Here is a 15,876-nt window from a genome sequence, read left to right as displayed (position 1 = left end):
TTCCTTTTCTAATTAAAATCCAACATTCACACCGAAAGTAACGGTCTTAGGAATAAACAGCTCGAAGTTGTTGGTACCACCTACGCCGCCAGACTCAGGGTCGAAAGGTAGTTTCTTGTCTCTCTGGAAGGTGATCAGGTTTGAACCTCTTGCATATACACGAACGTTTGTCAAACTTGCTTTGCTAACCCAAGATGCTGGGAGTGTATAACTCAAAGTAACATCTCTCAATCGGATAAAGCTTGCATCGTACAATAGACGGTCAGATGCAGCGAACGAGTTTGTACCGTTGGCATATACCAGTTTAGGTACTGAAGTTTCGTCTCCTGGTTTTTGCCAGCGTTCAAGCTCGGTAGCGGACTGGTTGAAGGATCCGAGGTAAGCGCCGCCGCTGTTTTGGTACTGATAGAAACCATTGTAAAGATAGCTGCCGTAGCTAAAGTAGAACAAACCATCCAGGCTGATACCTTTGTAGGTCAATGTCGTACCAAAACTACCAAAGCCTTTAGGTGCTGCAGCTTTGCCCAGCAGAACACGTTGCGCCTGGCTGTATGTTTCGGTGGTATTTGTTCTCGTATCATCAGTGTACCACCTTGGCAATCCATTAGCCGGATTTACGCCAGCATACTGTGGCAGGTAATATGCCTGATAGTTTTGGCCAACCTGGCGGATGAAAGGACTCGATATTTGTTTGTCCGTAACAAGTGATGTCACTTCATTTTTGTTCAACGCGATATTGAAATTCACCGCCCACTCAAAGCTGGCTGATTTAACTGGGGTAGCGTTAACAGTAACCTCAATACCACGGTTTCTCATACCACCGAAGTTATCAGTATAACTTGCGAAACCGGTTGTATATGAAAGGTTAACAGGAAGCAACAAACTTGTTGACTGACGGTTATACCAGTCTACGTTTGCGGTTACTCTGTTTTTTAGGATACCAATGTCAATTCCAACATCGAATGATTTAGTTTTTTCCCAGGTCAGAGAAGGTACGCCATACTGCGTAGGTCCACTTCCGATTGCACCTGCATATACGAAGTTTGAACCGGTACGGGTTAGGCCATAAAGTGTTCTCCAGGCATTAAGCGCAGTGCCTGCATTACCTGTTGTACCGTAAGAAGAGCGAAGTTTCAACTGGCTGATCCAGTTCGATCCTCTTAGGAATTCTTCCTGATCAACATTCCAGGTTCCGCCAACAGACCAGAAATTGCCATAAACATTGTCGATACCAAAACGTGAGGAACCGTCACGACGGAAACTTCCCGATACGACGTATTTATTTTTATATGAGATATCACCCAATGAAAGCAATGATGCAAAGGTATAAGCAGAATTGCTTCCCCCAGCTGTAATTGGCGTAGCTCCAACACTTGGAACCTGATAGTTCGGATTCAAGGGAAGGTTATAAGACGTTGCAGCAGAAGAGTATTGTTGTGATTTTTGCGCCTCGTAGCCAGCCTTGATGTTAGCCGTCCAGTCCTTGTTTGCATCAAGGTCAGCATGATAGTCAACAAGACTTGTCCATACCCAGTTGAAGTAACGGTTATAATTGCGGTAAGAACGTCCAAAAACGTTTCTTCCGTCACCGTAGCTGGGGTTGTTGTAGTAATCCTCCTCTAAGTTATTGTAATCAATACCATATTTAGTAGAGATTTTCAAGTTAGGCAGGATTTTATATTCGCCAGAAAGTGTTGTGATGGCCTTCTGAGTGTTATTGGTTCCGTTATCAAGATCAAGAATTGCTAGCGGATTGAATAAAGATCCACCTGGAGCAAGAACACCTGAAATGTATGGAGTACCGTCAGGATTTCTTGAAGGAACGTCAGGCATAATGAATAAGGATCCCAATACAGGATTACCGAATGCACCACCGTTCAGAAGCGCTTTGGTCTTAGCTGTGGAAAGCAATAAGTTCGCACTGAAAGACAATTTGTCATTCAGGTTATGCTTCAGGTTTACATTGCCTGAGTAACGGTCAAATTTCGAACGGAGCGTAGTTGCATCCTGCGTAAAATAGCCCAAACCAACATGAAATTGTGTTCTTTCGTTACCTCCGTCTGCAGACACGTTATAACTTTGTTGTTTTCCTGTACGTACAACTTCGTTATACCAGTCGGTATTTACATCCTTATTTAAACCAAAGCCATTTGGAGAAATAACGAATTCGCGGATGTTGGCTGGCGTTAATCCATATTGACTTACATAAGCCGGGTTATTGAGTAAAGATTCGCCAATCAGTTCGATGTTTTCTTCAGTAGTCAAAGGCCGAGTACGGTCATTAAAAGTTCCGGGTTTTACGAAACCGTTTTCTAAATCCACACGGATTTTCGTTTTGCCTGCTTTTCCACTCTTGGTAGTGATCAAAACAACACCATTTGCACCGCGTGAGCCGTAAATAGCCGTTGAAGCAGCATCTTTCAGAACTGTCATGTTTTCAATGTCGTTCGGGTTGATACCTGCGAGGGCGTTTGCCGTTGTGGTGTTCACAGAAAGATCTCCTGAATTGATCGGAATACCATCAACTACATATAAGGGATCAGATGATCCTGAGATCGAGCCCAGACCGCGAATTCTGATTGACTGCATTGCACCTGGCTGTCCTGAGGCTCCAACAGACTGAAGACCAGCAACGCGGCCCTGAAGCGCCTTATCAACAGACGTAAAAGGTGTTTGTTCCAGGTCTTTAGCGCCTACGGTAGCGGTAGAGCCGGTTGCTCTTGCTTTGGTGGTAGAACCATAACCGGTAATCACTACGTCAGTCAGCGACCTTGAATCAGCTGAAAGCACGACGTCAAGAGTTGTACCTGTTACTGGAACAACTTTGGTAGCATAACCTACATACGAGAATTCGAGCTCGGTTACACGGGCACCAATTTGAAGAGAATATTTACCGTCTGAACTTGTTTGTGTGCCGCCAGCGCCACCTCTGATCCGAACAGATACACCCGGCATCGGCAGGCCATCATCGTCTGACGTGACGGTACCTCTGATAGTTCGTTGCTGAGCAAATGTGCTTGTGGCCACAATTATCAGCAAAAACAAACTTTGTAAAAGTTTTTTCATAAATAATAATTTGGGTTAGTTAACAAATAAATCGAGGGCTAATATAACTTTCCCAATGTTCAGTAACATAGCCATTACATAAAAACTATGCGAACATCACTATTTATGACATTAAAATTACATTTTTAATACAACAATTTTGATTTTCTTATTTCTGTTTAATGTTTGGTTATTTCGTTAATTAATACCAGCTAAATCGTTTGTGGCCTTCCTGATTGCCTTGGGTTGCAGACAGCCTTGTTAGGAAAAAAAAGTCGGAATCATAGGTTTTGCCATCGGCGGTAGACGGTATCCAATCAATCTTGAAAGCCCCTTTATCCAGTTGGAATGTTCTTGTTTGTTGCTTTCCTCCTTTTAAGATATACCGTACTTCATATGTCACTTCTGCAGTGCTTGAAATATGCGCTACAATAACCACATTCTCCTTATCAAGATATTTGAGATCTTTCTCGGGAACCTCTGCCGTGGCGGCAGCAGTGGCGAGATAATAGTACTGTTGAATAGAAAAAACAGGAACCGGAACACTAGCTCTGTCTCTAACCGACTCTGTATCTGTATAAACCTTAACTGCTGCTGCGGCCAACAATTTTTCATCAGCAAACAGAATCTTTCCTGAATCATAGTTGTAACGCAGTGCAAGCTCCTTGTTATAGCTGAAGAAATACCAGTTACCTACCCGTTTTCCGTTAAGATAATTACCCCGTGCCAGTTCGGCACCATCTTTTCGAATGGTATATAATCCGCTGAGCTGATCTTTTACTGTCAGATAATTGATCACTGACCCGTCTGGCAAATTCATCTTGTGTTCCTTCATGATCTGCCCGCTTGAGGACAGTGTAACTAAGAACAGGCATAAGAATAGACAGAATCGTTGCATGCTGTATCGACTTAAAAATGTCAGAAAAATGGAGGGGATTATCTCTAAGCCCCTCCGGATTAGCGTTCGTTTATCTTGAACCCTTGTATTTAATTACGAGTGTCATCTCCCTGGGCGTACTGGTCTGGTTCCAATCGAAATTCAGCGTGAACGTCTTTGTTGCCGGATCATATTTATTGTCCTTTCCAGGAATGTTACGGAGCGTCGGGTTAACGCCCGATGTCATCGTAACCTGGTTCGTAGCCGGATTAATCGTTGCACGGAGATTTTCAATTCCTGATACTGCAGAACTGCCGCCTGCCCAACGAAGGTTTGTCAGCTCAACTGTGGTGCCATTGATAGATGTAGCTGTGATATCCGGGTTTCCCGCAAGATTTCCGCTTAATGCATCGCCGGCAGGAACACCAGGAGCGGTGTACCGGGTAACTACTCCTGAGGATACCGAATAAATCCCATCCCACTCATTTTTTGCAGTTACATTTAAAAGGATTGTCCCAAAATTGCCGCTTGGTGAACCGAAGCTCGTAGAGGTGATGGCAATAGGCAGTGCATACTTTTTACTAAAATCGAAGCTTGAAGTTTTGAAAGCGACTTTTACACTTGCGCTTCGCTGACCCGCCGGTATTGTAACGGTTGGCGTGGTGATGGTGTACAATGAACTCGGAAGTTCAACATAAGGAACGTAAGAAGAAATGATTTTCTTTTCATCATTAAGCTTCGTTACTGCATCACTGCGCACACCTACATTTACAATAATATCCTGGGCAGCCGGTTCAGGGCCGCTCAGCTGGATCTTGTAACTGGCTTCTGTTGAAGTAGCTGAAAGATAAGAAACAGGAAACACTGTAAATGCCGAACCGCCGGGTGTTTCAGATGATGGCGCTGACGGATTTGCGAACTCAATAACGCTCGGACTACCATCAGGATTCATTTGATCGAATTTATTCTTGAGGCAGGATGACAGACTTACCGTCACCAATACTGCAGGAATAAGTAATTTAAATATCTTCATTTTTGTCGATTTAAGGGGTAGGTTTAGCATAGAAAATCTTTGTAGTTGTAGTAACTCCTTTTGGAACATTCTCTGTGTTCACCTGGAATTCAACCGCCGGGTAAAGAATCCTAGTTGGTAACTTATCTGGTGTCGTTTTAGCTGATTTCAACGATGCAAATGTTTCCGTAGCACCCGTTGATCCCTGCACAATATAAGGGAAGCCCGTGCGGCGGTATTCATTATAACCTTCGTCGCTGTGGATCATGTTCACAGCAATGTATTTCTGCGTAATGATCGCTTCGAGTCTCCTCGATTCTACGTCCTTATTTCTGTCTGTAGCCTCAGGAGCGCCGGTTTTAGCCCAATCTACAAGGTAGTTGTTAACATTTGCAGTCCGGTAATTGGCAGCCAATGTTGCAGCCGCCGTAGGCCATATATAATTGCCAGCGGCATTTTTCCCAAGGTAATTGTACGATGCCTGAATTCCGGACTCGAACAATGTCTGTGAATTTCCGGCGAGGATATTCACTGAAGCCAGTGCCGCCTCTGCCCTTAAAAAATAGGCTTCTGCAGCAAGCAGTAGAGGTGTACCCATGGTTGCGGCCTTCAGCACACCGGCAACATCTGTAGCGGCATTTGCAGTAGTTCCGGTAGGGCGTGCAGACCGCGGCTTTCCACTGTACCAGTATGAACCTGCTACGCCCCTTTTTACCGGCTCGGTGTCATAGCCGAGTTGGTTTGTTGCCGGGCCTGAGAAAGTAAAGGTGTTTCCGTTGATGTTTTGTGAAACGTTAGCTCCCCACGACGCATAAATCATCTCGCCGCGTGCAGGGTCGTTCAGTTTTGTACCGTTATAAAATGACAGAATCCATGGAGTAGGAACGTTAGACAATCCACTTGTCAATGAGGTTCCGGCATTGTTCCACGCATAGGTAGACCAACGCGGGTTAAACTGATTCGCATTAGATGAAGAATATCCAGGCTGTACAATTGCATCGTCTGTCAGATAATCAGTAGCCGCGGTAGGGAGCGCGGCTTTAGAAGTGTTTACCCATGCGGCCAGATCTGGTACAAGTCTTGCCCGGATAAGCAGCTTCAAACGCAGCGTATTGGCAAACTGTTTCCATCTTGTCGTATTGGTGGCGTGCGTAGCCGCTGTTGCATTTCCGGCACCGCCGCCGAACAGCGGATCCTGACCACTGGTAACAGCTACAGTCGAGGCATCTACCTGAGTGTTCATGATAGCAATTGCAGCAGTCAGATCTGAAAATACACCCTGATAAACTGTCGAATATTTATCATACTTCGGTGCCAGGTTATTCAAACCTTTTCCAACTTCAGTATATGGTACATCACCATATTGATCTACAAGCTTTTGATACAAATAACTGCGCAAAATTTTCGCCATTGCATGATGATAGCGTTGCGTTCCGGTTGGTGAAGCAGTGCGGATCACATAATCAAGTTGATTGATGCTTTCGTAAGTGCTTGTCCATATAGCTGCATAATCGCCTGTAGTCAGATCATAAGTCCACACGGTTCCCCAACCGCCGTAACCGCCGGCGTTTGCTTTATAACCAGCAGTCCATGCCCCCATGTTGTCATAATTATTCAGACTGGAAGCTGTGGTTGCTATAGCCTGCGGAAGAACAAGAGCTGCGCCTACTGAATCCTGGGTAGTAGGATTATTCGGGTTATCGTTCACGTCGAGGTATTTTTTACATGACGATCCTGACACGAGTACTGCCCCGATAATAAGTATATTAAATAATTTTCTCATTTGATGTTTCATTAGAATGTTACAGTAACAGATCCGCCTACGAAACGAGTTGGTGGCGTATAGCTCAACGTACTGATACCGATAGCATTGTTACCGAGCATATAGTCAGGATCTGTAAAGATGTTTTCCTTTGGTGTAAACAGGAACAGGTTACGCCCTTGAGCAGCAACAACAACGCCCTTTACAACCTTGTTATTGCCCAGCCAGCGCTTAGGGATGTCGTAAGACAAACTTACCTCGCGGATTTTCCAGTACGCCCCGTTGAACGTGTAGTTGCTTGCTATACCTGTATTGTACGCACCCGATGGCCAGAAGCCTGCACCGCCATCACGTACAGTAATATTGTTGTTTGCAACGTATTGACCGGTAGCAGGATCGAGATAAGATGAATTCGGGAATACAAAGCGTTCACGATTGTAAGCCACGGTACGGAGGCCAGAACCTGAGAAGTCAAAGCTTCCTGCGTCAGCATAAGCGATATACCCACCGCGGTACTCACCAACAGCTGCTAGTCTTAAAGATTTATATCTAACGGTAAAATTAACGCCGAGAATGTGTTTGGGACTTGAGTTGCCCAGAATTACGCCCGTTTCTGTTGCAGAGGGATAACCGGTTCTCGGATCAACAATAACACGTCCCTGAGGATCACGGTTGTAATCGATGCCTCTTAACATTGGGTATGCCTGACCGCTCTCAGCAACAGTTTGCACGTTGCCGCCTGTAGACAGGTTCAGCCTTGTAACTGCATCGCTGATAGATGCTACCTTGTTGTCATAGTATGCATAGTTACCGCCAACATCGATCTGCCAGTCGTTAGTGCGATAGGCAGTAACATTCAATGTGTTCTCCAAACCAAAGTTGGTCACTTCCCCGGTATTGGTCAGGTAACTTGAAAAGCCTGACGCAGAACTAATTGACACAGGAACAATCTGATCTGTTGTGCTCGTATGATAAGCGGTAACGCTTAATGAAATCCGGCTATCGAAAAGTTCGGCATCAAAACCACCTTCAACACCACGGGTGCGTTCAGCTTTCAGATTGGGATTAACAACCCTTGAGCTAATAGCATAGCCTGGAATGTTATTATAAGGATAACCTGCTGCCTGGTTAAATGTCGTGTACAAGGCATACGGTGACAAGTTAACGTTACCAACCTCATTGTAGCCTGCGCGAACTTTTAAGGAGTTTAGGGTTTTACTGTCTTTCAGCGCAGGGATTGCGTTCGTTAATACGAATGATGCATCTACTGCAGGATAGAAGATAGAGCGGTTAGCCATCGGCAGGGTTGACCACCAGTCATTACGCGCGGTTGCATGCAGGTACAGAAAGTTTCTGTAGCTTAAACGTAAATCGCCGTATAGACCTTGCTGACGGGCTGTTGTGTTACTCTCAGAGCCTGTAATGTTTGCGGCGGTACGGTGATCAATGTTGAACAGACCCTGAAATGTCAGACCAGTAGCCGCTACGCCAATGTTTTTAGCGGTATTGTTTCTGATACTGCCGCCTAAGGTAAAGTTAAGACGCACATCATCAGTCAGATTTTTATTCACCTTTGCCTGAAACTCAGTCAGCAATTGCGATGTGAATGATTGTCCGTCTGACACATTACCCGGTATATCGTTGTTTTTCAATGCCGACAGACCAAGACTTTTCGTATAGGCTGAAAGCACGAACCTATCTGTCCAGTTTTTGTTTGAAGAGTTTTGCGTAGTTATATTCACGCGATAAACGAAACTTAACCAATCCAACGGTTTGTAGTTCAGATCAACATTACCAGCCAAATAGTCATTACGAACTTTTTGACGGCTATTTTCTAATGTAAAATAAGGGTTTGCATAGTAGGCATTGTAATAGCCGTTCGGATTGGCAAACTTGTCGTTTCTCCAGTCCTCATATGCTGTCAATGGAATCTGCGCCGGCGTTTGGAGAATCTGATCATACATGCTTGAAGTTGCTGTTGTTACATCGAAACGGTTTTGAATGTAGTTTGCTGTAAAATCAAGACTAACCCCCTTTCCGAAGTCTCTGTTTCCGTTAATACGGGTCGAGAAGCGGTTCCAGCGGTCCTTCGGCGTTGTACCGCTAACGTCGACATACTGGCCGGAAACATAGTATTTTGATTTTTCATCACCAGTTGTCATCGAAAAGTCGGTCGTATTTGTCAGACCTGTATCCCAAAATTCTTTTTTTGAATTATTCGGTGAGTATACTACAGATTGCATGCTGCCGTCTTCAAGCCTGTCTCCAATCGGTCTCAAAGTGCCGTCGAAAGCAGGTCCGTACTGTTGGTTTTCATGAGGTGTGTAGATTTGGAGATCTGAATCGGCACCTGAACCGAAGCTGGTTTGGAGACCTGGATAAAAGCTGATCCACTCTGCATTGGTTGTCTGACCAATCTTATAAGACGTTACTCCATTTTTGCCTTTTTTGGTTGTAATGATCAACGCGCCGTTTGATGCTTCCGAACCGTAAAGTGCTGCTGCACCGCCGCCATTCAGTACCTGAATATCTTCAATGTCATCCGGATTAAGGTTACCAAGGATTGACCGCGGAGAAATGATGTTATCAACTACAACCAAGGCCTCATTGTTTCCAAGAAGGGAACGGTTACCGCGAAGAACCAGGCGATAGTTTGGGTTGACACCGGTACTGACAGCATTGAGCTGCAACCCGGCAACTTTGCCCGAAAGGGCTGAAGCAACGTTTGTTTGTTTGGCTTGCGTCAATTGCTCTGCACGTACGGTAGTAGTTGCTGTACCCAACTGGGCCTTCGTGGCCTGAAGACCACCCGCCGTAACAACAACTTCACTTAGAGAGCGGCTGTCCGGTACAAGGACAACATTGATGTTGCCAGCTCTGACTGCAACTTCCTGTGATACGTAACCCAGATACGATACAACAATCGTACGGGCTTCTGCCGGAACACGTAACGTAAATTTACCATTGGCGTTGGTTTGTGTTCCAACTCCCTGGGCTTCCTTTACACGCACCGTCACGCCGGGAATCGGCAGGCCGTCTTCCTGCGCGGTAACAGTACCGCTGACGGTTCTTTCCTGTGCTACAGCCGAAACGGCAATACACAGCAAGATGAACAAACTTTGTAGAAGTTTTTTCATGAATTAGAAATTTAGGTTAGTTAATGATTAATGATTGGCCTAAAATATGATATGAAATAACCAATAACAATAGTTAAATAATTTTTATCATAATTTAACATAACAAACTAAAATCAATGCTAAAGGTTAACATTGATAAACACCAACACGAAAAAACCTTGACAATAGATACAAATTAGAAATACATTAGAAAAATAAGACAGCTCGTTTACCCTATTAGAAACACTAAAATTACCCTCACTAGTAAAAAACATTGTCGAATTCCAGACAACTAATGTTTTAGTCGTTCAAATCGTTCAACAACACCTATGAAATAAGCTTAGTATGGAAAGGTTTCATGTAAATGCTTAGCCATACCTTAAATAATCGATCATATCGCAAAATAATAGACCTTTTACATTGTATTTCAGACAGAATTTTCCAAAAAACATCAATCAAGGCACTAAAAATATTAATAACATTACATATCTGGCTTTTAATAATGAGCGAATGACGGATTTGTACACATATTTCCGCATTAAACTTAAAAGACAATCGAAATACAAGCAAGTTTGCTTAATATTTTTTAATATAGTTGCTGTTTTTCACGAATCGCATACATAAAATATAAGCGAAAATCACCTTTTTTTAAATTATAAGAATGGACACCCGGATGAATGTTCTTCGGTGGACAGGGAGCGCTTGCTAAAAAATGCACAAGATCTTTTTATGAAAATGCAGAAGTGATGGGTTCGAGTTTTCACTCTATGGCGGATCAGCGGAGCCGGCACCGCAGCGCCATTGTCCCCGCCCGTCAGGCTAATATATAACTGCCTTTTTTTCAAAAAAGCATACAAGCCAGATAGCCTTTAAAAGAAAAGCTCTGTAGCGATCGCCACAGAGCTTCAAGAAATGCGGAGCCAGTGCTGTCGTACCGCGCTTCGCTATCCAATCTGTTAAATTAACGTTAGTTCACATCCCAAAATACGCGTGACTCAAAAGGATTCAAGGCTCCTTGTTTAGCAACCTCTTCGCCGTTTGTACCTAACTCTGAATTGGGGTAAAACAATCTGACAGGGTGTTGAGGCGTAATTGCGTCGACAGACAAAGGGTTATCTGCAGGATACCCTGTACGGCGGAAATCATTCCAAGCCTCCCACCCGCTGATGCTGTTCAACGAGAGCCATTTCTGAAACACGATCGCCTCGATCTTATTAGCTGAAACTGCAAAGTTTACGTTCTGGTTCGGCTGCGCCACATATGTCGCGGCCGCTGCACTCGCGTTCGGTACACCTAAAAACACAAAGGATTCAGCAACACCCGAGTTATAAAGGGCTTGCGCATCGCCAGTAAGCCATCCGCGCTGAACAGCTTCCGCCTGAAGAAACAGGCTTTCAGATGATGACAGGATAACAGTTGGCTGAGTCCCGGACTTAAGTACGCCTCCTCCCGGGAGCAGTGGAGAGGTCACGTTGGCTTTGTAGTTAATAGCATCCGCATCGCCGCTATTCCTGCCAAGCTCAACACCTTTATAGGCTCCGGCCACTGGACTGTACATACGTGTCAGGCGCGGGTCTGCATTGGTTTGATACTTATTAATTACAAAGACGGTTGGTCTGGTTGCCCGGTAATAGTCAGTAAGCGAGCCTGCTGCATTTGCATAATAGCGTTCCCAAAACGGATTTAGCTTACCCGAGGAATTTATATAACCGGGGTTTGAGAGAACAGACTCACCTGCACCTATAAATCCGGAACCTTCTGCAGCGATCTTCGCCATCTCTGCGGTAATATACGCTTGCCTGCCGGGAATCTCGGATTGCCTGATCAGCATACGCAGTTTCAGTGTATTTGCGAATTTCAACCATTTTGTCGTGTTTCCGCCGAAAAATATATCATCTGAACCTGGTTTGACACCTGACGCCCCCGCTGATTTAATCGCTTCCATGCCCGCGTCAATCAGTGCGAGACTACCTTCATAAACAGTTTGTCCGGCCTCGTACTTCGGACGAATCACCGCCGTAGCCTGTAACGCTTCTGAAAACGGAACATTATTATATGCGTCTACCAGATGCTGAAAACCATGGGCTTTCATTATCTTAGCTATACCGACGTAAACCGGCAGGTTCGCTTCTGCAGAGACCCGCTCGAGTTCCTGGTAATCATTCAAAATATCGTATGTGGTTTCCCAACTTCCTACATTGAATGACGAAGTAACATTATATTGTTTCTCATTCACATAGTAAAGAAAATCTGTTGGTGGCGCCCAATAGCCTGCCCAAAGATTTCCAAGTTGATTGAAATTCAAAGTCAGATTGCTGGTCGTCCTGTTCAGCGCGCCCGAGAGCACAAGCTGCGGTGTGGCTGAGATCGTTTGGTTCGGATTGTTATTTACATCCAGGAAGTTTTTTTCGCAACCTGTAAGTGTAACGGCACCAATGAGTGCCCCTACCATATATCTGGATAATTTTTTCATTCTTTTCTTGTTTATTAGAACGTTACATTTAAATTGAAGCCGTAGATACGTGTCGGCGGGGCGATATAGTCGGAGATACCAACCGCGTTTCCATCAGTAAAGTTAAATTCAGGGTCGGTAAAGATGTTTTCCTTCGGCAACCATGTAAGCAGGTTTCTGCCTACTACGCCAAGGCTGGCCCGTTTTACTACCTTTTGCCCTGCAAGCCATTTGGCAGGAAGCTGATACGTTAGGGAAAGCTCACGCAGTTTCAGGAAACTTGCATCAGTAACATAGTTTTCCTGAATATTGTTGTACTGCCCATACCAGTAATCAAATCCCCCGTCACGCGTTTTCACGCTGGTGTTCGGTTCAAAAACGCCTGGTGAAGTTTCGATCACCGAGTTTGGAACTACGAATGGCTGACGACCATATTGCGCACTCGTGAAAGACAAGCCCGTAAAATCGTTTGTATTCCCAAGAATATTATAGAACACGTTTCCGGTTCTGTAGTCCAGCTGACCTGCCAGCGTGAAGCCCTTCCAGCTTACACTGGTATTAAAGCCAAGATTGGTGGGAGCATTTGTTTGCCCTTGCTCGAGCAGCCCAGTCGCTCTGACCGGATATCCGGTTGTTCCATTAACAATAATCCGTCCGGCCGGATCACGCTGATAGGCCGTGGTCTTTAGCACCGGATAAGGCTGACCTTTTACAGCATAGATGTATGCCGAGTTCGCATATCCACCTAAAGGAATCTCCGTCAGGCCCTGATACAAGTCGACAACCTCGTTATCAAGATGAGTAAAATTCAGACCAACAGTCCATTCAACAGCTGAAGACCGAACAGGCGTTGCTCTTAGACTTAACTCCAAACTCTTGTTTCTTACCAAACCGGCGTTCACATATGCTGAACTGTACCCTGTTGCGTAAGAGGTAGAGATAGGCAGGATCTGACCTTCTGATTCAGAGATACCATAAACTGCTTCCAGATTCAAGCGGTCTTTAAAAAAGCCCAGCTGCAAGCCCGCCTCAATGGCCCTGACAAACTCAGGTTGCAGATTCGGATTAGCAAACCGGTCACCAACAGTGTAACCCGGAAGATTACCATAAGGAAATCCGCCGCCTACATTGAACGGTGTCTGCAGTGCATATGGAGAAAGGTTTACGTTCGCTGTTTCATTTGCTGAGACAAAGATCTTACCGAATGAAAGAAGATTATTGTTTTGCAGAGCGGGGATACCTTTGGTAAAAACAAATGATAAACCGGCTGCAGGGTAGAAATAGCTTCTATTCTGTTTACTGAGCACAGAAACCCACTCTTGTCTGCCCGTTAATGTAAGGTATAGGAAGTCTTTGTAATTCGCATTGAATTCGCCAAACAAAGCAACTTGTCGTTTTTCAATAAAATCTGACGCGACGGTTGCTTCACCTACCCGGTTAGATATGTTATAGAGCTCAGGAACAACCAGTGCATTCGCAGTTTGCGAGACGAATTTAGTATACTCTGAACGAACATTGTTACCCACCAACAGATCAAGTTTGAAGTCCCCAAACGTTTTGTTACCCTGCAGAATCAGATCAGAATTGAGTCTCCGATAATTATCAGAACGATCGGTAACACTTCCTGGATTTGCAGACGGCCGGTCGTATGCGTCTGTGTAGGAAACCTTGGCGTAATACTGCTTATAATTACTATTGTTATTAAATGCACCCAGGCGATAGGTTGCGTTCAACCACGGTGCGAAATCATACCTCAATTCAACATTTCCGTTCACAGTTTCATCCCGTGTATTCCGACGATTGTTGTCAATTTCCCAATATGGGTTCACAAAATAACCGGAAAAGTAGCCATTAGGGGCTGCGAACTGGTTGTTCCTCCAATCCTGAAGCTGCGTAATCGGAATATTTTGCGGGATGTTTAACAGATTGTTATAAACACTCGACGAGGTCATTTGAGGATTTGCGACCGTATAATTCATATTGATAGCAGTGGTAAGTTTGCCAAACTTACGATCGGCATTGAAGCGTACACTTGTTCTGCGGTTCTCATCTTTAGGGGTAATTCCTTTGATTTTTACATCCTGAAGTGAGAAGTAAAAGGATGATTTATCGTCACCACCCGAAAAAGAGAGGTCATTCTGAAACGTTGTACCTGTATCCCAGAAATTTCTTTTTTCATTCGGGATGGCCGAGTATGGTAATATCCATTCATCACCGTTTTCCAGGGTAGGACCAACAACTTTCAGCGAACCGTCGAAAGCCGGTCCCCACGAAGTGTTTTCATACGGCACATACGTATCAAGATCGTATCCAGCACCAAACTGGTCTTGCATTTTTGGCATATAAGCCACGCTCTCAAGAGATGTTGTGCTGCTGAAATTGACTGAGGTTCTGCCCTTACTTCCCTTTTTGGTTGTAATAATCAATACACCGTTAACACCTTCAGAACCATACAGCGATGCCGCATTTGCGCCTTTAAGCACGTTTACTTCGGCAACATCATTCGGGTTAAGCGAAGAAAGAACACTATTAGGCACCGGAACGCCGTCAACAACAATCAACGCCTGGTTGTTGCCAGTGATTGACCGGTTACCACGTAATATGACCCTGGTTGATGGATTTACACCATTGTTAACGAGGTTGATTTGCAAGCCGGCCACTTTAGACTGCAGACCTGTGGCCAAGTTCACAACTTTACCTTCTGTAAGTGTCTTGTTATCAACGGTCTGGTTTGAATAACTTGTCGAGGCTGCGGACCTTTTGATACCGAGCGCGGTGGTAACAACCACATCACTTAATGTCTGGGCATCTAGTTTGAGGGAAACAGAAACAGAATTGTCAGCAGTAGTAACTGTTTGAGTTATAAAGCCTATAGAAGTAAATTCAAGTGTGACCGAACCAGCCGGGACACGCAGGGAAAAAGTACCGGAAGCCCCAGTGGAAGTTCCCGTTTTTGAGTCCTTCAGACGTACAGTAACGCCAGGAACCGGCAAATTGTCTTCACTGGAAACTACCGTTCCAGTGATTGTCCGTTCTTGTGCCAACGCCGCTGAGCCCAGAAACAAAAGCACGAACAAACTTTGTAAAAGTTTTTTCATAGAAAACCAAGGTTAATAATTATTAAAAAATGATGAGCGAGAATGCAGATGGCAAGTTTAAATCTGATCAGATATTAACAGCACTTATAACGAGTTAATATATCGCAGCTATTTTGAAATTGTCAATACTTTGAAACACAATATTTACTACAATATCGAAATTATTAGAATTTGATTAGAAGACGTAAACATAGACTGCCTTTATCTGGATACAGTTTGAAAAAAATATGGTGGATTAATAGTTCTGCAGGCAGGCAGCCCGCTTGTGACCGTTTTGATGGTCCGTCCCTCCCGATAATCTCCCGCTCACTGAATACAAAGGCTGAAAGGCAGCTAAAACAGCCAGAATCAGACCATGTAAACACAACACATGTTCATTCATTCTAATAATCTAGGTTAGTAATGATAAATTGGAGCGAACTTAGATTGTGAGCGACAATCTGATGGTTGAGAGCGGAAACTGAGGTATAAAAGTAGCTATTATCCTATCTGTTTCAAAGTTCACTATAGTAAA

Annotated in this window: 7 protein-coding genes; all 7 read right to left on the bottom strand. The window is 44.4% G+C overall.

The features are described from left to right. Positions 1-12: 12 nt before the first annotated feature. The 7 genes from EJV45_RS15995 to EJV45_RS15965 all read right to left on the bottom strand — a co-directional run bounded on the left by EJV45_RS15995 (position 13) and on the right by EJV45_RS15965 (position 15,362). Positions 13-3,066 (bottom strand): TonB-dependent receptor, encoded by a 3,054-nt coding sequence (locus EJV45_RS15995; protein WP_129717190.1) that lies wholly within the window; start codon positions 3,064-3,066, stop codon positions 13-15. 181 nt (positions 3,067-3,247) lie between these two features. Then, entirely contained in the window at positions 3,248-3,844 is a 597-nt protein-coding gene (locus tag EJV45_RS15990; protein WP_129717188.1) for a hypothetical protein, read from the bottom strand. Positions 3,845-4,013: 169 nt separating this feature from the next. Further along, the gene (locus EJV45_RS15985) at positions 4,014-4,955 is read right to left on the bottom strand and encodes a BT_3987 domain-containing protein (RefSeq protein ID WP_165305075.1); all 942 of its coding nucleotides are present in this window, start codon (positions 4,953-4,955) and stop codon (positions 4,014-4,016) included. Between the two features lie 10 nt (positions 4,956-4,965). Then, positions 4,966-6,717 carry a SusD/RagB family nutrient-binding outer membrane lipoprotein gene (locus EJV45_RS15980; RefSeq protein ID WP_165305074.1) on the bottom strand — a complete coding sequence of 584 codons (1,752 nt, stop codon included), beginning with the start codon at positions 6,715-6,717 and terminating at the stop codon, positions 4,966-4,968. An 11-nt stretch (positions 6,718-6,728) separates the two neighbouring features. Beyond that, complete coding sequence (locus EJV45_RS15975) at positions 6,729-9,833, bottom strand: SusC/RagA family TonB-linked outer membrane protein (protein ID WP_129717182.1); 3,105 nt, start codon at positions 9,831-9,833, stop codon at positions 6,729-6,731. Positions 9,834-10,779: 946 nt separating this feature from the next. Then, positions 10,780-12,285 carry a SusD/RagB family nutrient-binding outer membrane lipoprotein gene (locus EJV45_RS15970; RefSeq protein WP_129717179.1) on the bottom strand — a complete coding sequence of 502 codons (1,506 nt, stop codon included), beginning with the start codon at positions 12,283-12,285 and terminating at the stop codon, positions 10,780-10,782. Between the two features lie 14 nt (positions 12,286-12,299). Continuing rightward, entirely contained in the window at positions 12,300-15,362 is a 3,063-nt protein-coding gene (locus EJV45_RS15965; protein ID WP_129717177.1) for a SusC/RagA family TonB-linked outer membrane protein, read from the bottom strand. Positions 15,363-15,876: the final 514 nt, after the last annotated feature.

The sequence above is a fragment of the Pedobacter sp. SYP-B3415 genome (genome assembly GCF_004138205.1).
Lineage (GTDB): Bacteria > Bacteroidota > Bacteroidia > Sphingobacteriales > Sphingobacteriaceae > Pedobacter.
This window is presented reverse-complemented; position numbering and strand designations above follow the sequence as displayed.